This is a genomic window from Arthrobacter sp. UYEF3 (genome assembly GCF_040546245.1).
In the GTDB taxonomy this organism is placed as follows: Bacteria; Actinomycetota; Actinomycetes; order Actinomycetales; family Micrococcaceae; genus Arthrobacter.
This window is the reverse complement of sequence record NZ_JBEPNK010000006.1, coordinates 182,649-205,081: the sequence shown is the minus strand read 5'-3', so window position 1 is coordinate 205,081 and position 22,433 is coordinate 182,649. Positions and strand designations below refer to the sequence as shown.

Sequence of the window (22,433 nt, the reverse complement as noted above, 5' to 3'; positions counted from 1 at the left end):
CCGGCGGCGGCGGGGGCCGGAGCCTTGGTACCGCCGGTGGCTCCGGCGGGGGTCCCGTTGGTGGTGGCGGTGGAGTCGCCGAGCAGTCCTAGTGAAGTCGCGCCGAGTGTTACCGGTGCGGTGACCGGGGCGATGACCTGGGTGCCGGAGGCGATGCCGTCGTTCCCGCTGGTGCTGGTCCCGGCGGCGGCGGGGGCCGGAGCCTTGGTACCGCCGGTGGCTCCGGCGGGGGTCCCGTTGGTGGTGGCGGTGGAGTCGCCGAGCAGTCCTAGTGAGGTCGCGCCGAGTGTTACCGGTGCGGTGACCGGGGCGATGACCTGGGTGCCGGAAGCGATGCCGTCGTTCCCGCTGGTATGGTCTGCCGCGGACGCGACGGAGGTTCCGAGGGTCAGCAGGCCGCCGGCAAAGAGGGTGCCGAGCAGCCCTCTGCGCAAATTGGTATTCATGATGTCTTCTCCTGAAAATGTTGGGGTGGCGGGCCGCCAACGGCAGCCCGATAGGCCATGGCCCGCCCTGTTTCCGGGCAGGCGGGCACCAACTAGTCGGGAGAGGATCCTGGGTCGAAGGACACCGGTGGGGCGGCGCTGTGAAGCGGCTCGCCAGCCTGGCATCGTCCCAGCGGCGGACGAAGCTCGAAGGCTGTCGTTTCGCAAGCGAACCCCGCGCCCGGGCCGGCTGCGGCTGGGCCGCTGCCGGTCCCCGAACCCGGCCCTGCCGGGACAGCATCGGAGAGACCGTTGCCGGGCAGTTCGCCGTTTGGCTGAAGGGGAGATGCCGGGCTGGTCATAGCGGACGGCCGGGGGAGCGGATGCTGCGTCATGTGGAGCTGCAATCCGACTCGCGTCGCCGTCCCCGCGGCGACGTCGACTGCGCCGATTGGGCCGCCGTCGACGGCGGGATCTTGGGCAGGCAACAAGTCAGCCTGATCCGGTCCCGTGGACGTGGGCGGTGGGTCAGTGACGGGTGGCGCCGGCGGAAGGGACAGTGCGCCGCTCAGGGCATCGTCCAGCGGGTCCAGTACGGCCCCGGCGCCAGGCAACGGACCGGACGCGGCCGGAAGAACGATCCCGGCCGGCTCCGCCACCGCGGAGTCCACCAAGCCGGCCACCGGAGACGCCAAATCTGCCACCGGGTTAGCCGAAACAAGCTGGGACACGGGCACTGAGGCGACAAACTGCGCAACGGAGCCGGTGAGGCTGCCGGGTACCGGGGGCAACAGCCCGGGGCTGCTGCCCCCGGTACCCGGCAGTACAGCGCCGGGCGGCACTACCGGCGAGGAAGATATCGGTACGGGCATGGGAGAGGAGACCGTCGAAAAAGTCCAGGTCAGGCCGCCGGCCGACGAATCCGCGCCCGCACCGGTCTCGGCGCTCGCGGCAGTCGCGGAGAGTGCCAGCCACACCGCCGTCGAAGCGAAGGCCAGCAAGACGGGTCTCAACAGACGCGAGGCGCGTCCGGACTGTGGTTCGTGCTTCACGTGCAACACCCCCCAGGTGCGGCGCAGATACCGGGACGAATCGTCTGACAACTGCTGTCACCCTAATCACAGCAGCATCATGAAGTCTAGAGAATCGAAGCCAAATCGTAGATATAGATCGGCCTACTTATTCTCTGTTTTCCTAGGATTGAGTTCGTAAGGCCCGGAATTCCCTCGTGGGACCCCAAGAGCGGAAGGCTGCAGGGCTACGACCGCACCGAAAAGGATGATACTTTCGACGTCGAACTGACCGCGGACCACGCCAACGCTTCCGACTTCCATGCCCTCGTTATTCGAGGCGGCGTCGTGAACGATGACCATCTTGGGGGCGATATGGGAGCCCAAACTTTCGTCCGCGGCTTCTTCAAACAGCGCAAGCCGGTGGCCTCGATCTGCTTCACGCTGGCCAGACCGCTTAGCCGTTCTTTGGGCGGCCGCCCGCAGGCCGGGGCACCCTATGAAGGGCGCTTGATTTCCGGCAGGATATGCCGTGTAAGTGCGGCGGGGCTGGCACTCCTGTTCCGCCGCCTCCAGCTACCAAGGAGTCCCGGATATGACCACGCTCAACCCCTACCTTGGCTTTCGCGACAACGCGAGGGACGCCATGACCTTCTACCAGTCCGTATTTGGTGGAGAGCTAAACATGAGCACCTTCAGCGAGTTCAATGCCAGCGAGGATCCCGCCGAGCAGGACAAGATCATGCACGGCATACTGACCGGTGGAACGGGACTGGTGCTCATGGGGGCTGACACGCCCAACGGCATGGAATACACCGCTGGCAACAACTACTCCGTGTCCCTTAGCGGCGCCGACGAGGCCGAGCTTCGCGGCTACTGGGACAAGCTCTCCGACGGCGGCACCGTGACCGTGCCGCTGGAGAAAGCCCCGTGGGGCGACACCTTCGGCATGTGCAAGGACAAGTTCGGGGTGGACTGGCTCGTCAACATCACGCCCGCCGCCGGCTAACCGAGGTCCTCGGCGCTGAACGGCACTCGCGGAATTCCGTCAGTTCGACGGTTCCGTGCGCACCCGACGATGCCGGCCCAGCGTCAATCCGGCAGGGTGCCGTCGAGATGGCGGGCCGTCCCCGTTCGGGACTAGAGTCTGGCTATGAGCCATGATCCGGTGGAGACAAACCCCGGCTTCTACCGGGCTGCCGCCGGGACTGGCGAGCTGGTTGCCCGCGCAGACCCATTCCGGCAGAAATACCGGCGACACCGAGACACGAGCGATCTTCGTCGAACTTAGGGAATCGGGCGCGGAGCCATCGGCCGCGCCCGCGCCACTCGGACCGGCCGCCGGCTAGTCCCACCGACTGCTCCTGTTTCCGCGGTTCCCGGCACCAACGATCTTCCCTGGCGTCGAACCGGAAGGGAACCGCGGCGACGGCGGCCCGCTCCCGGGGCCAACCTCAGTATGCTTGCTACACGCCAATCAGAGGCGCCGAGCAGAATCGAGTTCCCCATGAGCAGCCCCGTGCGCATCGAGGTTGAGGCCGCAGGCAACCTGGGCCATGTCTTTGCCTCCCGCCGGACACCCGGCCGGACACCCGGCCGGACACCCGGCCAGGCGGAGGGACCCGCTGTCGTCCTAATCCATGGGATCGGCGCCTCGCACCGCTACCTTGAACGGCTCCACGGGGTCCTGGCTGAGTCCGTCGACACCTATTCGATCGACTTGCCGGGCTTCGGCGCCACGCCCCGGCCGCCGCAGACGCTCACCGTCGCGGAGCAGGCCACCTACCTCCTCGGCGCCCTTGAGCAGCTAGGAGTGCTGGAGTTCGTCGTCGTCGGCCATTCGATGGGCACGCAGTTCGCGGTCGAAGCCGCGCGGCAGCAGCCGCAGCGGATTCCGCACCTGGTCCTGATGGGCCCGGTGGTCAACGACCAGCGGCGCACCGTGGCGCAGCAGGCCTTGGCGCTGGGCCGCGACTGCTTGTTTTTCGAGAGTCCGTCCTCGAACGCCCTGGTTTTCAACGACTATCTCCGCTGCGGGCCGAGCTGGTACCTCAAGAACCTGCGGCTCATGATGGACTACAACATTGAAGAAATGATCGCCGGAGTCAGGGCACCCGTCCTGGTGCTGCGGGGCGAACACGATCCCGTGGCTCCGGCGGCCTGGTGTCGCCGGCTCGCTGCCCGGACAGCCACCGCCCAGTTCCTGGAAATCGAGGGGACCGGACACGTCGTCCAGCACAACCGCTCCGTCGAGGTGGCCGACTCCATCCTCGCCTTCGCTTTTGTCACGGCGGCCGGAAGCGAAGCGCCCCAGGATCTCAGCACGTGAGCACGATGTTCCAGGTCGCGGGCTGGTGGGCCCTGGACTACGTCTACGCCGTCGGCCGGCAACTGCGCAGTGCGGTCTCCCGGGTCAGCCCGGATGAGTTCCTTAGCGGCACCGGCCGGCCCGTCCTCGTTATTCCAGGCATCTTCGAAGACTGGCGCTTCATGCTCCCGCTGATCCGGAACCTGCATGAAGCGGGGCACCCGGTGCACGTCGTCACCGTGCTGCAACGCAACCGGCTTGCCGTCCCGAAGGCTGCGGCCCTGATTGCCGACTACCTCCGTGACCGGGATCTCACGGACACCCTGATTGTGGCCCACAGCAAGGGAGGTCTGATCGGCAAGTTTGCGATGACGTCGCTCGATCCGAAGCTGCGCATTGCCCAAATGGTGGCTGTCGCCTCGCCGTTCTCCGGCTCCCGCTACGCGGGCCTCATGCTACTCCCGAGCCTGCGGGCACTGTCGCCACGCGACGCCGTCACCCTGCAACTGTCCCGCGAACAGCGCATCAACGAGCGCATTACGTCCATCTACGGACTTTTCGATCCGCATATCCCGGAGGGTAGCGTGCTTCCGGGAGCCCGGAACGTGCAGTTGGACACCGGGGGCCACTTTCGGATCCTCGCCCATGGTGTCACGCTCCGCACAGTCCTCGCAGAAGCGGCCGCTCCGGCCAGGTAGCCCGTCCTTCATGTGCCGTCACGTCCCCCCGATGACTCCCGGCACGGCCCGACGTAGTCTTAGCGTTAACTTGGGGTTTTCGGACGGATTTTGCATGCCACAGCTCGACGTGAGGGAGTCTGCCTCCCCGCCATTGACCATCGCCGACGCCGCCGGAACCGAGGCGGACACGGTGCTTGCCCGTTTGGGCTCGGCACCGGGCGGCCTTGCCGCGGACGAAGCGGCGGAGCGGCTCGCCCAGCTGGGTCCGAACGCGGTTCGCACGCACGAGGCCAGCGGCTGGTCCGTGCTCGGGCGGCAGTTCCGCAGCCCCATCCTGATCCTGCTGCTCGTCACGGCCGCGCTCTCGCTCTCCCTGGGCGACGCCACCAACTCGATCGTGATCGGCGTGATCATGCTCGTCAGCGTGGGCCTGGGGTTCAGTAACGAATTCCGGGCGGAACGCGCGGCTGAGGCGCTGCATTCACGCGTCACGCACACCGTCGTCGTGCTCCGCGACGGGACCACCCGCGAGGTGGACGTGACCGCACTGGTGCCCGGCGACGTCGTGCAACTGGGGCTCGGTGCGATCATCCCGGCCGATCTTCGCGTGCTGACGGCCACGGACCTGCTCTGCGACGAGAGCATCCTGACCGGCGAGTCTCTACCGGTCGGCAAGGATCCCGCCCCGGTGGCGGGCGGCGCCGCGCTGGGTGACCTGACCTCCTGCCTGTTCATGGGAACCGTGATCCAGTCCGGCAACTGCACCGGGGTGGTAGTGGCCACCGGCGGCCAGGCGGAGTTCGGCCGGATCGCGCTCGGCCTGGGCGACCGGCAGCCGCAGACCGAATTCCAGCTCGGGCTCAAGCGCTTCTCCTTCCTCCTGCTTCAGGTCGCCATCGGACTGACCTCTCTCATCTTCATCGCAAACCTGCTCCTGCATCGCCCCCTGATCGAGTCGCTGCTGTTCTCCCTGGCCATCGCGGTGGGGATTACGCCGCAGCTGCTGCCCGCCGTCGTCAGCACGAGCCTGGCCACGGGCACCCGGCAGCTGGCCAAGCGCAAGGTGCTGGTCAAGCGGCTGGTCTGCATCGAGGACCTCGGCGACATGGACATCCTCGTAACTGATAAGACCGGGACGCTCACTGAAGGGCGGATCAGCTTTACCGCCGCCCTGCCGGTGACTGACGCCGTGTCCGCGGACGAGCTGCTCACCCTCGGCCTGCTCGCCACCGAGGCGGACTACACCGGTGCGAAGCGTTCCGTCCTGGGGCAGAACCCGCTGGACGCTGCGCTCTGGGAGTCGACGCAAGCCGCCGCGTTCGAACCCTCGCGTTACCAGCGGCTCGACGTCATCGATTTCGACCATCAGCGCCGGCGGACCAGCGTCCTGGTCCGCGACGCCGGCGGCCCCGCTCGGATCATCACCAAAGGCTCGCCGGAGGACGTCCTGGCGCTGTGCGGCGCCACGGCGGCCAGGGTGCAGGCCCTGCTGGACGAACAGTTCGACGCGGGTTCCCGCGTGGTGGCCGTCGCCACCCGGGCCGCCGCCGGAACGGAAGACATCTCGCCGGCCGACGAGAAGGATTTGACGCTGGCCGGCTTCCTGGTCTTCCTCGACCGGCCCAAGGCCAAAGCGAAGGAGTCCCTGGATCGGCTGAACGCGTTGGGCATCAAGGTCAAGATCGCCACCGGGGACAACGCCAAGGTGGCCGAGAAGGTTTGCGAGCAGCTGGGCGTATTGTCCGGCGGGACCATCACCGGCGTGGAAGCGGAGGCCATGTCCGACCCGGAGCTGAGCGCCGCCGCCCGAGAGGCCAGCATCTTCGCCCGCGTCTCGCCGGAGCAGAAGGCCAGGATTATCCGGCTGCTGCGCCAGAGCGGCGGAGCGGTCGGGTTCATGGGCGACGGCGTCAACGACGCACTCGCGCTGCACCAGGCGGACATCGGTATCTCCGTGGACAGCGCCACCGACGTCGCCAAGGACGCCGCCGACGTCGTGCTGCTGGACAAGGACCTCGGCGTGCTGGCCGACGGCGTGATGGAAGGGCGGCGGATCTTCGCCAACACCATCAAGTACGTCCTGATGGGCACCTCCAGCAACTTCGGCAACATGTTCAGCGCTGCGACGGCGTCCGTCGTGTTGAGTTTCCTGCCGATGCTGCCGGGACAGATCCTGCTCAACAACCTGCTCTACGACAGCGGCCAGCTGGCCATCCCGGGCGACCGGGTGGACAAGGAGCAATTGCTGGCACCGGCCCACTGGGACATCGCCTTCATCCGGCGCTTCATGTTTCTCTTCGGCCCCATCAGCTCGGTCTTCGACTTCGCTACGTTCGCCCTCATGCTGTTTGTCTTCAACGCCGTCCCGGGGGAGTTCCGGGCCGGCTGGTTCATCGAGTCGATCGCGACCCAGACGCTGATCATTTTCGTGATCCGGACCCGCCGGGTGCCGTTCCTGCGCAGCCGCCCGTCCCTCGGATTGCTGTGCGCCTCGCTGGGCGTAGTGGCCCTGGGCGTCTACCTTCCGTTGTCCCCGCTGGCCGGCGTCCTCGGCTTTGACCCGCTGCCGGTCCCCTTCTTCCTGGCCCTGCTGGGCATGACAGTGGTCTATCTGGTGCTGGTGGAGCTGGCCAAGCAATGGTTCTTCTCCCGTTCCGCCCAGCAGCAGGCCGCCGCGCCGGCACTCCCGGGGGTCCGACGGCGGGGAACGGACCACCACGTGGCCCGCCGTGCCGCCCGCTTCAGTTCCACGGGCTCCAGGACCCGGCATTCACGACGGGGTCCGCTGGTACCACGGCGGGGCAGGCCTGGCCGGCGCACGGCAAACCGGGTACAAGGGCCCTCACGTCCCCGGAACTCCTGACGGATAGTGGGAGGAGGCAGCCACCCGGTCCGATCCCCGGCCTGCGGAGCGCATCGCGGGACCGGACCGTGGGCGGCGCCCGACGGGAAGCCAAGACAATGAGCGTTTTTGAAGACAGGATCGACGCCGGACGGCAACTGGGACGGCGCCTTTCAGACCTCCGCGGCAAGGACGTCGTGGTCCTCGGCATCCCGCGCGGCGGAGTTCCGGTCGCGTTCGAGGTCGCCGCGGCCCTGGACGCACCCTTGGACGTGATCGTGGTGCGCAAACTCGGCCTCCCGTACCAGCCCGAACTCGCCATGGGGGCGATTGGCGAGGACGGCGCCAAGGTGTTGGAAAAGCAAGTGCTGGCGCAGGCCAGAGTAGGCGACAAGGAACTGGCGGCCGTCGAGGACCACGAACGGGCCGTGCTTGAGGACCGGGTGGCGCGGTTCCGGAAGGGCCGCGCCCGCCAGGACCTGACCGGGCGTATCGCGGTGATTGTCGACGACGGCATCGCCACCGGATCCACCGCCCGTGTAGCCTGCCGGATAGCCCGGAAATTGGGCGCCGCACGGGTGATCCTTGCCGTACCCGTCGGCCCGGCCGACACCCTGGCGAGCCTGAGCGAACCCGACGAGGTGGTCTGCCTGGCAACTCCCCGGGTCTTCTCCGCCGTCGGCTATCACTATCGTGACTTCTCGCCGACCGAGGACGATGAGGTGATCCAGCTTCTTGACGCTGCAGCCCGGCGCCTGAAGGATTCACCGCCGCCGGCGGGGTCAGCGACGGCCGCAGACGCCGTGGAATTCGACGAAGAGGTGGAGATCCCGTCCCGGAGCGTCCGGCTGCACGGCCACCTGCACCTGACAGTGCCGGCCCGCGGCGTTGTCCTCTTCGCCCACGGGAGCGGCAGCAGCCGGCACAGTCCGCGGAGCCGCCTCGTGGCCGGCCTGCTTCAGCGCGCCGGGCTGGGCACCCTGCTGCTTGACCTCCTTACGCCGGCGGAGGAACGCAACCGTGCCAACGTCTTCGACATCGAGTTACTGGCGCGCCGGCTCTCCTCGGCCGTCGCCTGGCTGGGCGGCCGAGAGGACACCGCCGGCAGCGCGATCGGCTGTTTAGGGGCGAGCACGGGGGCGGGTGCCGCGCTGTGGTCCGCGTCCGAACCCTCCGCCCGGATCGCCGCCGTAGTATCCCGCGGCGGACGTCCAGACCTGGCGGGCCCCAGGCTGTCCGCTGTCCGGGCGCCGACGCTGCTGATTGTGGGTAGCCTCGACTACGAGGTGCTGGAGCTCAACCGCAAGGCCAAGGCCATGATGCGATGTCCCAATCAGCTCGCTGTGGTCCAGGGCGCCGCCCACCTTTTCGAAGAACCCGGCACGCTGGCGGCGGCAGCCATTCTGGCCCGCGACTGGTTTATCGAATACCTGCTCCCCGCGACCGAACCGGGCCGTCAAGAACCGAGGAGTGCCGGCGGCTCTTGACCCCCGACGCCTCGGGGGACAAGATGAGAACGGTTCGTCTCGCGGCCAGAAACTGCAGATGCGAAGAAGTGTCCACGGTTTCCTCCGGCGCTCCGAGGTAACGGAAGGCATTGGCCCAGGGCCCAGCCGGGGTCCTCGTTCTCACAACCGGACAGCCCGCGTTTAGCGGTGCTCTTAGATCGAAGGAAAGGATATTGGCCATGAGTGAAACGCCGGAATCCAACGAGCGCCGCCACTCCGAGGCACCTGCCGAGGGCGAAGATACCGACGCCGACGAGACGCGATCGACGGGGCGGATCCACTCAGACGAGCCAGCGGAAGGCGCCTCGGAGAAGGACGGCACCGCCACGCCTTCCCAAAACGACGGGCCCTCACAAGGAACCCAGGATGACGAACCGGAGCAAGACCATTGATTAGCGAACGGGTCCCTGCGGCTAAGCGGAAGCGGCGCACGCCGAGGGCGCGCTGACCCCCTCCCGGCCGATCCCGTTACTCGCTGTGCCCCTGATCGCGGCTCATCTGGTCCGCCGCGGGAGGCGTCTCCCCTGGAGGCACGCCCCCGCCCGGTTCCAGTCCGGTGATCTTGCCATCGAGCGGATCCGGGTTGGCAGAGGCGCCAGAGTCGCCCGCTCCATCACCGCGCTGTGCCTTAAGACCCGGATTTCCGGCCTCGTCCGACGGCCGCGGCGGGTCGGGGTTGGCCGGGTCATTCTCAGGATGATAGGTGCTCATGGTGATACCTCCCGTGGTGTGACAACCTTGGACGTTAAGTAAGTATGCTGATAATTCTAGCGGTTTTGGCGACATCGGCGGCGGGTTGCCGAAATTCCGGAAGAAGCCGGTCCGGGTGAGTCGCTGCAGGGCGCGGGTGCACCGTCGCGTTGTCCGTTCTAGGGTGGGAACGGCAGCCGCCCGACCACCAAGGAGAGCCTGATGAGAATTGCAGTTACCGGAGGAAACGGAAAGCTCGGCAGGAACGTGGTGCGCCGGCTCGTCGACGACGGCCACCAGGTGACGAACCTGGACCAAACCGGCGAACGCGGGCCGGGGTTCACCCGCGTTGACCTGCGCGACTACGGACAGGTTGTGGACGTCATCCTCGGCCTGGACGACCGGCATAAGGGATTCGACGCAATCGTCCACCTGGCCGCAATTCCGGCCCCCGGACTCGCCCCCGACGCCGCGACCTTCGAGAACAACATGCAGGCCACCTACAACGTGTTCCAGGCGGCACGCCGGGCAGGCATCAAGAAGATTGTCTACGCCTCCAGTGAGACGGTGTTGGGACTGCCGTTCGACGTCGACCCTCCGTACCTCCCGGTGGACGAGGAGTACCCGGCCCGGCCGGAAAGCACCTATTCACTGGTCAAACACCTTGAAGAGCAGATGGCGATCCAGCTGACCCGCTGGGACCCGGAACTGAGCATCACCGGCCTGCGGTTCTCCAATGTGATGGACCCGGAGGATTACGAGGAGTTCCCGTCATTTGACGCCGACGCCAGGCTGCGCAAGTGGAATCTGTGGGGCTACATTGACGGCCGCGACGGCGCGCAGGCGGTGGCACGCGCGCTAGAGCACGGCCGACCCGGCTTCGAGGCTTTCATCATCGCCGGCCAGGACACCGTGATGAGCCGCTCCAGCAGTGAGCTTGCCGCCGAGGTGTTCCCCGACGTCAAGGTGGTGAAGGACCTCGGTGAGCACGAGACTCTGCTCTCGATCGACAAGGCCACGCGGCTCCTGGGCTACGCCCCGGAGCACAGCTGGCGCACCTACCACTCGAACCGGACGACGCCGACGGAAGACTAGAACGTCCACGGCCAATCCACCGACCACTGAGGAGTTCCATGCTGTATCGCACCCTGGGCAACAGCGGCGCCGTTGTCTCCAGCTATGCGCTGGGCACCATGACGTTCGGCGCTGAGGCCACCGAGGAGCAGTCCCGCGCCATCCTGGACGCCTTCTTTGACGCTGGCGGCAACTTCATCGACACTGCGGACGTCTACAGTTCGGGGGCCTCGGAGGAAATCGTTGGCCGGTGGCTGGCGGACCGGGCTGACGTCCGGGACCGGGCCGTGGTGGCCACGAAAGGACGGTTCCCGATGGGCGCGGCCCCCAACGACGTCGGCACCTCCCGCCGTCACCTGGTCAGGGCGCTGGATGATTCGCTGCGCAGGCTGGGCGTGGAACAGATCGACCTCTACCAGCTGCACGCGTGGGATCCGGTCACGCCCTTGGAAGAGTCCCTTCGGTTCCTGCACGACGCCGTCACCAGCGGCAAAATCGCCTACTACGGATTCTCCAACTTCCTGGGCTGGCAGCTGACCAAGGCGGTCCACGTGGCCAAGGCGCAGGGCTGGAGCGCCCCGGTCACACTCCAGCCGCAGTACAGCCTGCTGGTCCGAGAGATCGAGTCGGAGATTGTCCCGGCCTCGCTCGACGCCGGGATAGGACTGCTGCCGTGGTCCCCTTTGGGCGGCGGCTGGCTGTCCGGCAAGTACAACCGAGACCAGCCGCCCGCCGGCGCCACCCGCCTCGGCGAAAATCCGAACCGCGGGATGGAGGCGTGGGAGGCCCGCAACGGCGACCCGCGTACCTGGGACGTCATCGCGGAGGTTCAGGAAACGGCCGGGCGGCATGGTGTGAGCCCGTCCCAGGTGGCGTTGGCCTGGCTGGCGGACCGGCCGGCCGTCACCGCGGTGATCCTGGGCGCCCGGAGCGTCGAGCAGCTTGCGGACAACCTGGCGGCAACGGACCTTCGGCTTACCGCGGCGGAGACGGAACGGCTGACCGAGGTCAGCCAGCCGCGCGTCGGCGTCTATCCATACGGGCCGATGGCCCAGGAGCAGCGCGGCCGGAAGCTCGAGGGCGGCCGCTAACGGGCCGTCGCCGGGTCACGTCGCGCGCCCATCCGACGGCCCGGGATGGGCGCTAGCTCCCCCCGAGTTGCGGTGGCTGAGAGGCCGAGGAGACATCTTGGTGGCTGGACCAGATGTCCCCGATTTCCTCGGTGGACTGTTCCACGATCCGGCGCATCGCCGCATGGGCGGTGTTCATCTCGCCGCGCTGGATGGCGCTGGCCACGTCCACGTGCAGCTGGAGCGCCTCGTGCTGCGGCAGCTGCGGCATCAGGCCGTGCTCGGTCCGGCCCGTGAGGACCTCCGCGACGAGGTTGTGCAACTGCGAAAACATCGGGTTTCCGGAGGCGCGCAGCACGGCGGCGTGGAACTCGATGTCCAGCCGCAGGAACTCGTCCTGGTCGCTGCGCTGCCCCGCCGCCCACAGCCGCGCGGCCTGGGAGACCAGGTCGCTGGCGGCGTCCAGGGACGCCCGTTCGGCGGCCAGCCGTGCGGCCTGCGGCTCGATCGCGCCGCGGAGTTCGTTCAGGGCGCGTAGTTGGTCCACCCGCCGCGAGGAGGCCAGGCGCCAGCGGATCACCTGCGGGTCGTAAAGGTTCCAGGATTCCTCCGGCTGCACCACGGTGCCCAGCCGGCGCCGAGATTCCAGCATGCCCATCGAGGAAAGAACCCGTGTTGCCTCCCGCACGACGGAGCGCGACACGCCGTGCTGTGCCTCGAGCTTGTCCAGTCGCAGGATCGAGTGCGGTGCCAGGTTCCCCTCGGCAATAGCGAGCCCCAGGGTCTGGACGAGCGCGGAGTGCAGGTCAGCTGAAGACTCCGCCTTTGGGGTTTGCATAAATAAATCATACGGATGAGCGCAAGGGGGTTGTATATGTCTGCTTTATTTCTCTAAGATCACTCCAGAGCAGATGTAACGATGCATCCGCGGGCGGCTGGAGGATGATCCGGCCCTAAAGACAAGGGAGTCGTAATGAAGCGGCGTTCAATTGTGAAGTACGCGGCCGTGGCCGCCGCGCTGTCGCTCGGCGTCACCGCCTGTGGCGGCGGCAGCGGCAGCAGCGATGCCAAGACCTCCGGCACGGTCCGGGTCACGCTGGCCAACCATGTGTGGACCGACGGCATCAAGACGGCCATTCCTGAATTTGAAAAGGCCACCGGACTCAAGGTCGAGCTCACCCAGCTCGGCGAGGACCAGCTGTCCGACCAGTACAACGTCAAGCTCAATGCCGGCAGCGACGAAATCGACGTTATGATGTACCGCCCGCTCCAGGAAGGCAAGGCGTTCGCCAAGAACGGCTACCTCGCTGACCTGACCAGCAAGGTCTCCTCGGACTCGAACTGGGACTGGAAGGACTACCAGGACGGCCCCGTCAAGGCCAGCACCGTCGACGGCAAGGTCGTCGGCGTCCCGATCATCACTGAACGCGAAGTGCTGTACTACCGCAAGGACCTGCTGGCGGCTGCCGGCGTCCAGGTCCCCACGACCATGGATGAGCTTGAGGCCGCCGCCAAGAAGATCTCCGCGTCCAACCCGGATACCGCCGGCTTCGTGGCACGCACCGGCAAATCCGCCGCGGTAACCCAGTTCTCCAGCTTCCTCTACAGCTTCGGCGGCGACTTCACCGACGCCAGCGGCAAGTCCGCCGTCGGCAGCGACGCGGCGAAGAAGGCCTACGCCTTCTACGGCGGCCTGATCAAGAACTACGGCCCGAAGAACGTCAGCACCGACATGAGCTGGCCCGAGGCAATGGCAATCTTCACCCAGGGCAAGGCCGCCTTCTACACCGAGGCCGACTCGCTCTACAAGAACGCCACTGACCCGGCCAAATCCAAGGTTTCGGACAAGGTCGGATTCGCTGCACTGCCTGCCGGCCCGGCCGGTTCCAAGCCGTACAACATCCCGTCGTGGGGCCTGGCCGTCAACAAGGCGTCCAGCAACCAGGACAATGCCTGGAAGTTCATCCAGTGGGCCACCAGCAAGGACCGCACCCTGGCAGCGCAGAAGGCCGGCGTCCCCGGTCCGCGTGCCTCGGTCTGGGCCGACCCGGCCGGAACGTCGACCTACCCGAAGGACCTGGCCGAGGCCATCGCCGCCAGCGCCAAGTCCGGCGTGGGCCACGACCGTCCCGAGGTTGTCACCGTGGGCAAGGCCCGCGAGATCGTCGGCGCCCCGATCGTGGCCACCATCACCGGGGCCGACGCGTCGGCAGCGGCTGATACGGCCAACGAGGCGTTCCAGAAGTTCCTGGACAGCGAAAAGAAGTAGCGTCCCCGGCGCCCCACGCTTGCCGCAAACGGCCTGCCGCAAACGGCCTGCCGCAAACGGCCTGACGCAACACCAGCCCGGCGGGACGGCTGCCCGGCCGCCGTCCCGCCGCGGCCACGCTCTTACTTCACCCCCAAACTCTTTAGGTGAACCATGTCTGTACTGAACAACTCCCGCGGCGACACCGCCCGGGACGCCTCCCGCGGGGAATCCCGCGGCGCGTTCCGCACGCCCGGGCCGCGGAAGAATTTCTCCTCCTGGGCCAACCGGCACCGCAAGTGGCTTTTCGCCGCGCCGGCCATGATCTTCGTGGGTGTCCTGATCGTCTTCCCGCTGGCCTGGACGATCTACCTCAGCCTGACCGATTCACAGGGCTCGGTCCGCGCCGCGTCGGAGTTCGTCGGCCTGGAGAACTATCTGACGGTGCTTTCCGACGTCGAACGGTTCTGGCCTGCTGTCGGGCGCACGCTGACCTTCACCGGCGTCGCGCTGGTCTGCGAAGTTGTTCTGGGCATGGGCATCGCGCTGCTGTTGTGGCGGCCCTTCCGCGGCGAAAAGTGGGTGCGGGTGGCCATCCTGCTGCCCCTCGTCGCCACCCCCGTGGCGGTTGGCATGATGTGGCGGCTGATCTTTGACCCCAACATCGGCTTCGTCAACCAGCTGCTGGGCATGATCGGCATCCCGCCGCAGCCGTGGCTTTCCGGCCAGGACACCGCGCTGGGCACCACCATCTTCATGGACATCTGGCAGTGGACCCCCATGGTGGTGCTGATCCTGCTCGCCGGCCTGACCTCGCTCTCCGAGGAACCGGACGAGGCCGCCCGGATGGACGGCGCCAACGCCTTCCAGCGCTTCTTCTTCATCACCCTGCCGCTCATGATGCCTACGGTGATCGTCGCCATCCTGCTGCGCGGCATCGACGCCCTGAAGACCTTCGACATCCTCTACGCCACCAAAGGCAAGGGCGGCGGTTCCTTCCACGAGGTGGAGACGCTCAACGTCTACGCTTACGGGCTGAGCTTCGACTACAACCAGTACGGGCTGTCCTCCGCGGTGCTGATCCTGTTCTTCATGATCATCATCATCACCATGTGGCTGCTGACCATGCGCAAGAAAGCGGTAAGCAAATGACCGTCCTGAACCAAAGCACCGATTCCCGGACCTCCGCTGCGCCGGCGCCCGCCGCTCGCCGCCGCAAGCCGCTGGCCACCCGCGCCTACAAGGTCTTCCGGGTCGTCGCGCTGATCGCGGTGGTGCTGTTCCTGGTGGCCCCGCTGTTCTGGATGCTCCTGGCCTCCTTCAAGACCAACGTGGACATCTATGACACGGGAAAGTCGTTCCTCTTCACCCCCACCGGCGAGAACTACGCCAACGTGCTGCAGCGGAACAACTACTTCGTCTTCATCTTCAACAGCCTCTGGGTGGCGTTCGTCTCCACCGCGCTGTCGCTGGTCCTCGGCGTCCCGGCGGCCTACGCGATGAGCCGCTTCACCATGCACCGTTCGGCCCTGGTCGTCCTGATGGCCCGAGTCATTCCGGGCGTCTCGCTGCTGGTGCCCTGGTACTACGTCTTCTCCAACCTGAAGATGGTGGGTGGCTTCGAGGTTCTGATCCTCAGCCACATGTTCGTCGCGCTGCCGCTGATCGTCTACATCATGATGAGCTACTTCGATTCGATGCCGCTGGAGCTCGAGGAATCGGCCCAGGTGGACGGGCTCACGCCGATCGGCGCTTTCCGCCGGATCACCCTGCCGCTGTCGGTCGCCGGCATCGCCACCGCAGGCATCCTGTCCTTCATCTTCTCGTGGAACAACTTCATGTTCGCCCTGGTGCTCTCCGGATCCAAGACCAAGACCCTCCCGGTCGCGATCTTCGATTTCGTCTCCTACGCCAGCATCGACTGGGGCGGCCTGATGGCGGCCGCCACCGTGGTCACCATCCCGATTATGATCATCGCGCTGTTCACGCAGAAGTACATCGTCTCCGGCCTCACCGCCGGAGCGACCAAGGGCTAGGCCGCTAATGACACGCATCAGCAGGATTGAAACCTTCCTCGTCGCCCCGCGCTGGCTCTTCGTCCGCATCGAGACCGACAGCGGGATCGTCGGCTGGGGCGAGGCCAGCTGCGAGGGCCGCAGCGAAACCGTGCGCACCGCCGTCGACCAGCTCTCCGAGCTGCTGATCGGCAACGACGCGCTGCGGATCGAGGACCACTGGCAGGTCATGACCAAGGGCTCGTTCTACCGCGGCGGACCCATCCTGGCCAGTGCCGTCTCCGGGCTGGACCAGGCCCTGTGGGACATCGCGGGCAAACACTTCAACACCCCCGTGCACCAGCTCCTGGGCGGCCACGTCCGCGACCGGATCCGGATGTACGGCTGGGTGGGCGGCGACGAGCCTAACGAGGTGGCGGACCAGATCAGCGCGCAGCTGGAGGTCGGACTCACCGCGGTGAAGATGAACGCCAGCGGCCGGATGAGCCCGATTGCGTCGGTGGCCGAGCTCGACGGCGTCGTCCGCCGGGTCGCCGCCGCCCGCGAGGTCCTCGGGGACCACCGCGACGTCGCCGTCGACTTCCACGGCCGCTTCAGCCTGGCCAACGCCCGGCGCGTGGCGCCGCTGCTGGAACCGTACCGGCCGTTCTTCCTGGAAGAACCGGTGGTCCCGGAAAACACCCACCTGCTGCGCGAGTTCACCTCCTCGACCACGACGCCGGTCTCCACCGGCGAGCGTCTCTACAGCCGGCAGGAATTCCTGCCCGCGCTGCAGGCAGGCATCGCCGTGGCGCAGCCGGACCTTTCGCACGCCGGCGGCATCACCGAGGTCCGCAAGATCGCCTCGCTGGCCGAAATCTACGAGGTCCAGCTGGCCCCGCACTGCCCGCTCGGTCCGCTGGCGCTGGCCGCCTGCCTGCAGGTCGGCTTCGCCACACCCAACTTCCTGATCCAGGAACAAAGCATCGGCATCCACTACAACCAGGGCGCCGAAGTCCTGGACTACGTGCTGGACAAGACGCCGCTGAAATTTGTGGACGGACACATCGAACGCCTGACCGGCCCGGGCCTCGGCATCGAGATCGACGAGGCCGTGGTCCGCGCCGCAGACAAACGCGGCCATGCCTGGCGCGGACCCGTCTGGCGCCACTCCGACGGCGCCTTCGCAGAATGGTGAATGACATGACACCCGAACTGACCCCCGGCGTCCTGCTGGACGGCATCCGCGAGGCCCGCCTCGTGGCGATCGTCCGCGGCACCGACGGCGGGGCCGCCGCCAATGCCGCCCTCGCCGCGATGGAGGAAGGCTTCCGCTACGTCGAAATCGCCCTCACCACCCCGGACGCGCTGACGGCGATCCGTGCGGTCCGGGCCGCGGCCCCCGCCGGCTGTTTCGTGGGGGCGGGCACGGTCCTCACCGCGGCGGATGTAGCGGACGTGGCCGGGGCCGGCGGCCAGTTCATGGTGACGCCCTCGCTGGCAAGCTCCATCCAGGAATCCGCCCGCCTGGGAATCCCCATCCTCGCCGGGGCGCTGACACCCAGCGAGGCCTACGAGGCGATGAACCGGGGTGCCACCGCGGTGAAGCTCTTCCCCGCATCCATCGGCGGCCCCGGCTACCTCAAGGCACTCCGCGACCCCTTCCCGGGCATTCCGTTCATCGCGGTCGGCGGCGTGGGCCTGGACGGGGCTGCCGGGTACTGGGACGCCGGAGCGATCGCCGTCGGGCTCGGCGGGCCGCTGTTCGGCGACGCCGGCTCGGGCGGCGACCTTACCCCGATGCGCGAACGGGCCCGCGCTTTCAGTGAACTGGCCGCCGGTTTCGGCCGGCGGGCGGCCGTGGAGCCCCAGCGTTGAGCGTGGACCTGCTGACCCTGGGCGAATCGATGGTCTCGCTCCGGTCGGCGGGCCCGCTGTCCGCCGGCGGCAGCCTCGGCATGCACGTGGCCGGGGCGGAGTCCAACGTCGCCGTCGGCGTCGCCCGACTGGGCCACAGCGTCGCCTGGGCGGGGGTGGTGGGCGCGGACCCGCACGGTGAATTCATCCTGCGGCAGCTGCGGAGCGAGGGCATCGCGGTGCAGCACCGGGTGGACGCCCAGCGCGCCACCGGGGTGATGTTCCTCGAACGGCGCACGGCGGACATCAGCCGCGCCTACTACTACCGGGCCGGGTCCGCCGGCTCCACGATCAGCCGCGAGGACGTGGACCGGGCCTTCGCTGCCAGCCCCCGGGCCCTGCACCTGACCGGCATCACCGCGGCCCTCAGTCCGGAGGCCCGGCGGACCGTCGAATACGCGGCCGCGCGCGGCGCAGCCGAGGGGCTGGTGGTGTCCCTTGACGTCAATTACCGCAGCAAGCTGTGGTCCCGCGACGAGGCCCGCGCCGTCCTCACCCCGCTCGCCCGGCACGCCGTAGTCCTGATCGCGTCCGACGACGAACTCGGACTGGTCGCTGCCGGCACCGGGGCAGACGCCGCCGCCGGGAAGCCGGGGGCAGGCACGGACGCCGCCGAACTGGCGATGGCCGCCGATCTCCTGGACCGCGGCGTCCGGGAAGTCGTGGTCAAGCGCGGCGCCGCGGGCGCCGGGGTTCACACCGCCGCCGGCCGCTGGGAAGCCCCCGCCATTCGGGTGACCAGCATCGACACCGTCGGAGCCGGAGACGCGTTCACCGCCGGCTACCTTTCCGCGCTGCTCGACGGCGGCGACGTCGCCGCGCGACTGCAGCGCGGCACCCTCGCGGGCGCCTTCGCGGTCAGTACATCGGGCGATTGCGAGGGCCTGCCCAGCGCCGCGGAACTGGCGCTGCTGGCGGCAACCCCGGACGGAAGCACCCAGCGCTAAGCAGCCCCCGCACGACCCCGTATCCGACCGACGCAGAAAGCTGGACCAGACTGTGAAAATTATTGCCGCGGAAGTGTTCGTGACCAGCCCCTCCCGGAACTTCGTGACCCTCCGGATCACCACAGATGATGGTGTGACCGGTATCGGGGATGCCACGTTGAACGGCCGTGAACTGGCCGTCGCGGCGTACCTGAAGGAGCACGTCGCGCAGTTGCTGATCGGGAAGGATCCGCACCGGATCGAGGACACCTGGCAGTTCCTGTACCGCAGCTCCTATTGGCGCCGGGGTCCGGTGACGATGGCCGCGATCGCGGCGGTAGATATGGCGCTGTGGGACATCAAGGGGAAGCTGGCCGGGATGCCGGTGTACCAGCTGTTGGGCGGGGCGTCCCGGAACGGGCTGCGCGCCTACGGGCACGCCTCGGGCGCGGATCTGGAGTCGTTGTTTGATTCGGTCCGGGAGCACCTGGAGCTGGGCTACAAGTCGATCCGGATCCAGACCGCGATCCCGGGTATCAAGGCCGTGTACGGGGTCGCGGCGCAGGCGCAGGCCTCGGGGGAGCGGTACGACTACGAGCCCGCCGGCCGCGGCGCGTTTCCGCAGGAGGAGGACTGGGACACCCGGGCCTACCTGCGGCACCTGCCGACAGTGTTTGAGGCGGTCCGGAACGAGTTCGGCCCGGAGCTTCCGTTGCTCCATGACGGGCACCACCGGATGACGCCGATCCAGGCCGCGAAGCTGGGCAAGGCGCTGGAACCCTATGACTTGTTCTGGTTGGAGGACTGCACCCCGGCGGAGAACCAGGAGGCGCTGCGCCTGGTCCGGTCCCACACCACCACGCCGTTGGCGATCGGTGAAATTTTCAACACCGTGTATGACTTCCAGGCCCTGATCAAGGAGCAGCTGATCGATTACGTCCGGGCCGCGTCCACGCACTTCGGCGGGATCTCGCCGCTGAAGAAGGTGATGGACTTCGCCGCGCAGTACCAGGTGAAGTCCGGTTTCCACGGGCCCACGGATATTTCCCCGGTCGGGTTCGCCGCGCAGCTGCACGTGGGCCTGGCGATCCATAACTACGGGATCCAGGAATACATGCAGCACTCGGACGCGACCAACGAGGTCTTCGAGCAGTCCATGACGTTCGTGGACGGCTACCTGCACCCGGGCGAGGCCCCCGGCATCGGCGTCGAATTCAACGCCGAAGCCGCCGCCGCCTACCCGTACCAGCAGGCGTACCTGCCCTACAACCGCCTCGTCGACGGAACGGTCCACGACTGGTGAACGGCATCTGAACCGAAAAAAGGTCCCGGGCGGCGAGTCAGAGCTCAGCAGCCCGGGACCTGGCCTGTTAAGGCCCGGGCGTGTCAGCCCGGGCCCGCGGTGCGGCCGCCTAGTGGACGAGTTCCCGGGTCATCCCGAAGGGGACCTGGTCCGAGAGTGCCGCGGTGTAGCGGCCGGGCTGGTGCCGGGTCAGCAAGATGCCGTGGGTGCCCGTGAGCATGGCGACGCGCTGCAGTCCCAGGACCGCGTCGTTGATCCGGTCATCCAGCAGCCGGCGGCTGTCTACCCGGATCTCAATGCACTCGCTTGCCATCGTCATCGCACTGTCCTTCTGGAATGGGCTGCCGGGGCGCGCCCGGCTACCTCGAGAGTAATGTCTGATTTAAATGTGAGTCAACTCACCACGCGCGGGGACGCCCATCAATTGCGTTCGGATGAGGGTTTGTCGATCCGGCGCCCTGGACTGCGGGTCGAACGGCGCCGGAACCACGGTAATCTTCACGGAGGAAATATCAACCCACTGTGCAGAGGCGGACCCGGGCAATGGCTCACGACCAATCAGGAAAATCATCCGGCTGGTGGCGTGTCTTCCACGACAAGTTCGTGGTCGAAGAGCGCTTCATGAGTGTGGATGTGCGAAGGAATCTCTATCGGGTCGGCGTCGGGCTGATGGTCATCGGCGCCGTGTTGTTCACCTTTATCCTGATCAGCGTCCTTCAGCATGACGGCATCAGCGTAGTCGACGAGCCGGTGCGCTCCGGGCTCGTCGCGCTGCGGGGAGAGCCCGCGACGACCATCATGATCGTCTTGGCCATCGTCTTCGGGCCGATCGGGCTGCCGATCATCATCCTCGTGGTCACCGTTGCCTGGGGACTCCTGGCCAGGCACGCCTGGCGGCCAATAGTGCTTGCCAGCGCCATGCTGACCGGGGTCATCCTGGCGCAAATCATCGGCCGGACCGTGGGCCGGCAGCGGCCGCCGGTGGATCTCATGCTGTTCGGTGCGGACTCCACATTCTCCTTCCCCTCCGGGCACGTCCTCGGTGCGTGTGACTTCCTCCTGGTCACGACGTTCCTGGTGTTCTCACGCCGCAAGAACCCGACGGCCGCCGTCGTTGGCTTCGTGCTGGCGGGCGTCGGGATCTTTTTCGCCGCCGTGAGCCGGCTCTACCTCGGTTACCACTGGACCACCGACGCCCTCGCCTCGCTGTCCCTCTCCTTCGTGATTCTGGGCGCCGTGATATTGCTGGACACCTGGCGGACCGCCCGGATTCCTGGAGAAGGGGTTACCGGCAAACTTTCCAGGCAGGAAACCGGCACCGAGTAAGTGGCAGGCGTTCGACGCCGTCGGCACCGCGGGGCGGCACGGCCCGCCGCTAGGGCGATTGGCGTCGTTTGAGCTCCGCGCGGAGCCCGGCGTTGGCGGCCTCCAGTTCCAGCACCTTGGCCACCCCGGCGAGATTCAGGCCATCCTCGAGGAGTTCGCTGATCCGCCGCAGTATCGCCAGATCGGCATTGCTGTACTGGCGGGTTCCCCCGGCGGTCCTGTCCGGCGTGAGCAGGCCCCTCCGTTCGTAGAGCCGGATGTTCTGCTGCCCGGTCCCGACCAACTGGGCCACCACGGAAATAGCGTAGCGGCCCAACTCCTGCCCGCCTTCCGTCACGGTACTCCTTAGCTGTTCGTTGCAGGCCGACCCGATGCGCCCCGGTGGCTCCCCCGTTTTCTCTTGCATCAGTGTGGCACTGGTGCTATAAAAAATCTATATTTGCCACCACAGATAATGACTGGACTGCACAGGTAGAAGGTACTCAGCGCTCATGTACGAAGGAGGGGGAAATGGTGCTGATGCGTACGGACCCGTTCCGTGAACTGGACATGTTGACCCAGCAAGTATTGGAACCCCGGCAAGGCCTGCGACCACGCCGATGGACGCCCGGCAGGAGGACGATACCGGGTGCAAAGCAACCCAACAACAGCACAAGAAAGGGAGCGCAACCATGAGCGCGTGGCGGCGTTACGATTCGCACCTGATGCCTGCCTTCCACGAACGGTTCGAGGAGCGGTGGGGCGAGGGAACGGCACCGTTCCTTGACCCGGAAGCGCACGAAATGCCACTTCCTCGGGCCCAGTGGATCAACGCGGATACCGGCGCGGCGCTGGCGGTGGTGCCCATCTGGGTAGACGAGGACAGGCAACACCGCTCGTTTGGGGTATTTTACTTGCCGCCGGCGGGGGACATCTGGGTGCTCAGGCCCGGCTTCACCGATTACCTTGAACCTTCGGCGGACGAGGCGGATCAGCTCCCGAGTCTGAGGAACGACGCCTTCCATAAGGCCGTGGCCCACGCCAAGGAGTTCCTCTTCGGCCCGGAGGCGCCCAGGTACTGAAGCGCCCATTGTGGCGCAGGCACGCGCCGGGGCCTAAAATCGACCAACTAC

22 protein-coding genes and 2 pseudogenes are annotated in these 22,433 nt (G+C 67.1%); 18 read left to right on the top strand and 6 right to left on the bottom strand.

The window, feature by feature from the left end:
• Nucleotides 1-446, bottom strand: a pseudogene (locus ABIB14_RS06830) (cell wall anchor protein); the annotation flags it as partial.
• 92 nt (nt 447-538) lie between these two features.
• Nucleotides 539-1,477 carry a hypothetical protein gene (locus ABIB14_RS06825; RefSeq protein WP_354235121.1) on the bottom strand — a complete coding sequence of 313 codons (939 nt, stop codon included), beginning with the start codon at nt 1,475-1,477 and terminating at the stop codon, nt 539-541.
• Between the two features lie 117 nt (nt 1,478-1,594).
• On the opposite strand from ABIB14_RS06825, the pseudogene ABIB14_RS06820 reads away from it, so the two are divergent.
• The 7 genes and pseudogenes from ABIB14_RS06820 to ABIB14_RS06790 all read left to right on the top strand — a co-directional run.
• Nucleotides 1,595-1,864, top strand: a pseudogene (locus ABIB14_RS06820) (hypothetical protein); the annotation flags it as partial.
• A 166-nt stretch (nt 1,865-2,030) separates the two neighbouring features.
• Nucleotides 2,031-2,444, top strand: coding sequence for a VOC family protein (locus ABIB14_RS06815; protein ID WP_354235120.1), 414 nt, complete (start codon nt 2,031-2,033; stop codon nt 2,442-2,444).
• Between the two features lie 498 nt (nt 2,445-2,942).
• The gene (locus tag ABIB14_RS06810) at nt 2,943-3,764 is read left to right on the top strand and encodes an alpha/beta fold hydrolase (protein WP_354235119.1); all 822 of its coding nucleotides are present in this window, start codon (nt 2,943-2,945) and stop codon (nt 3,762-3,764) included.
• A gap of 5 nt (nt 3,765-3,769) precedes the next feature.
• The gene (locus tag ABIB14_RS06805; RefSeq protein WP_354235132.1) at nt 3,770-4,441 is read left to right on the top strand and encodes an esterase/lipase family protein; all 672 of its coding nucleotides are present in this window, start codon (nt 3,770-3,772) and stop codon (nt 4,439-4,441) included.
• Nucleotides 4,442-4,535: 94 nt separating this feature from the next.
• The gene (gene mgtA / locus ABIB14_RS06800; protein ID WP_354235118.1) at nt 4,536-7,286 is read left to right on the top strand and encodes a magnesium-translocating P-type ATPase; all 2,751 of its coding nucleotides are present in this window, start codon (nt 4,536-4,538) and stop codon (nt 7,284-7,286) included.
• A 98-nt stretch (nt 7,287-7,384) separates the two neighbouring features.
• A complete protein-coding gene (locus tag ABIB14_RS06795) occupies nt 7,385-8,752 on the top strand; it encodes a phosphoribosyltransferase family protein (protein WP_354235117.1) in 1,368 nt (455 codons plus the stop codon).
• 200 nt (nt 8,753-8,952) lie between these two features.
• Complete coding sequence (locus tag ABIB14_RS06790) at nt 8,953-9,165, top strand: hypothetical protein (protein ID WP_354235116.1); 213 nt, start codon at nt 8,953-8,955, stop codon at nt 9,163-9,165.
• Nucleotides 9,166-9,241: 76 nt separating this feature from the next.
• On the opposite strand, the gene ABIB14_RS06785 is transcribed toward ABIB14_RS06790, so the two are convergent.
• Nucleotides 9,242-9,484 (bottom strand): DUF6480 family protein, encoded by a 243-nt coding sequence (locus tag ABIB14_RS06785; RefSeq protein WP_354235115.1) that lies wholly within the window; start codon nt 9,482-9,484, stop codon nt 9,242-9,244.
• A gap of 201 nt (nt 9,485-9,685) precedes the next feature.
• Between ABIB14_RS06785 and ABIB14_RS06780 the strand changes: the two genes are divergently transcribed.
• Complete coding sequence (locus ABIB14_RS06780; RefSeq protein WP_354235114.1) at nt 9,686-10,558, top strand: NAD-dependent epimerase/dehydratase family protein; 873 nt, start codon at nt 9,686-9,688, stop codon at nt 10,556-10,558.
• A gap of 38 nt (nt 10,559-10,596) precedes the next feature.
• Nucleotides 10,597-11,628 carry an aldo/keto reductase gene (locus tag ABIB14_RS06775; protein ID WP_354235113.1) on the top strand — a complete coding sequence of 344 codons (1,032 nt, stop codon included), beginning with the start codon at nt 10,597-10,599 and terminating at the stop codon, nt 11,626-11,628.
• A gap of 52 nt (nt 11,629-11,680) precedes the next feature.
• Here the strand turns inward: ABIB14_RS06775 and ABIB14_RS06770 are convergent, their stop codons facing one another.
• A complete protein-coding gene (locus ABIB14_RS06770; protein WP_354235112.1) occupies nt 11,681-12,445 on the bottom strand; it encodes a FadR/GntR family transcriptional regulator in 765 nt (254 codons plus the stop codon).
• 135 nt (nt 12,446-12,580) lie between these two features.
• On the opposite strand from ABIB14_RS06770, the gene ABIB14_RS06765 reads away from it, so the two are divergent.
• From ABIB14_RS06765 to manD, 7 genes are all read left to right on the top strand, one after another.
• The gene (locus tag ABIB14_RS06765) at nt 12,581-13,876 is read left to right on the top strand and encodes an ABC transporter substrate-binding protein (RefSeq protein WP_354235111.1); all 1,296 of its coding nucleotides are present in this window, start codon (nt 12,581-12,583) and stop codon (nt 13,874-13,876) included.
• A gap of 153 nt (nt 13,877-14,029) precedes the next feature.
• Nucleotides 14,030-15,007 carry a carbohydrate ABC transporter permease gene (locus ABIB14_RS06760; protein ID WP_354235110.1) on the top strand — a complete coding sequence of 326 codons (978 nt, stop codon included), beginning with the start codon at nt 14,030-14,032 and terminating at the stop codon, nt 15,005-15,007.
• Nucleotides 15,004-15,891 (top strand): carbohydrate ABC transporter permease, encoded by an 888-nt coding sequence (locus ABIB14_RS06755; RefSeq protein WP_354235109.1) that lies wholly within the window; start codon nt 15,004-15,006, stop codon nt 15,889-15,891. The genes ABIB14_RS06760 and ABIB14_RS06755 overlap by 4 nt, the downstream gene beginning before the upstream one ends.
• Nucleotides 15,892-15,898: 7 nt before the next feature.
• The gene (gene dgoD, locus ABIB14_RS06750; RefSeq protein WP_354235108.1) at nt 15,899-17,047 is read left to right on the top strand and encodes a galactonate dehydratase; all 1,149 of its coding nucleotides are present in this window, start codon (nt 15,899-15,901) and stop codon (nt 17,045-17,047) included.
• Between the two features lie 5 nt (nt 17,048-17,052).
• A complete protein-coding gene (locus tag ABIB14_RS06745; RefSeq protein WP_354235107.1) occupies nt 17,053-17,727 on the top strand; it encodes a bifunctional 4-hydroxy-2-oxoglutarate aldolase/2-dehydro-3-deoxy-phosphogluconate aldolase in 675 nt (224 codons plus the stop codon).
• Between the two features lie 2 nt (nt 17,728-17,729).
• The gene (locus ABIB14_RS06740; protein ID WP_354235131.1) at nt 17,730-18,713 is read left to right on the top strand and encodes a sugar kinase; all 984 of its coding nucleotides are present in this window, start codon (nt 17,730-17,732) and stop codon (nt 18,711-18,713) included.
• Nucleotides 18,714-18,765: 52 nt separating this feature from the next.
• The gene (gene manD, locus ABIB14_RS06735) at nt 18,766-19,995 is read left to right on the top strand and encodes a D-mannonate dehydratase ManD (protein WP_354235105.1); all 1,230 of its coding nucleotides are present in this window, start codon (nt 18,766-18,768) and stop codon (nt 19,993-19,995) included.
• A 109-nt stretch (nt 19,996-20,104) separates the two neighbouring features.
• Here manD and ABIB14_RS06730 read toward each other — a convergent pair whose 3' ends face one another.
• On the bottom strand, nt 20,105-20,314 hold the full coding sequence (locus ABIB14_RS06730) for a hypothetical protein (protein ID WP_354235103.1): 210 nt from the start codon (nt 20,312-20,314) through the stop codon (nt 20,105-20,107).
• A 224-nt stretch (nt 20,315-20,538) separates the two neighbouring features.
• On the opposite strand from ABIB14_RS06730, the gene ABIB14_RS06725 reads away from it, so the two are divergent.
• Nucleotides 20,539-21,321, top strand: coding sequence for a phosphatase PAP2 family protein (locus ABIB14_RS06725; RefSeq protein WP_354235101.1), 783 nt, complete (start codon nt 20,539-20,541; stop codon nt 21,319-21,321).
• A 49-nt stretch (nt 21,322-21,370) separates the two neighbouring features.
• Here the strand turns inward: ABIB14_RS06725 and ABIB14_RS06720 are convergent, their stop codons facing one another.
• Nucleotides 21,371-21,658: a MerR family transcriptional regulator gene (locus ABIB14_RS06720; RefSeq protein ID WP_354235098.1), complete on the bottom strand. Its 288-nt coding sequence runs from the start codon at nt 21,656-21,658 to the stop codon at nt 21,371-21,373.
• Nucleotides 21,659-21,992: 334 nt separating this feature from the next.
• Here ABIB14_RS06720 and ABIB14_RS06715 point away from each other — a divergent pair, with 334 nt between their 5' ends.
• The gene (locus ABIB14_RS06715) at nt 21,993-22,382 is read left to right on the top strand and encodes a hypothetical protein (RefSeq protein WP_354235097.1); all 390 of its coding nucleotides are present in this window, start codon (nt 21,993-21,995) and stop codon (nt 22,380-22,382) included.
• The last annotated feature ends 51 nt before the right edge of the window (nt 22,383-22,433 follow it).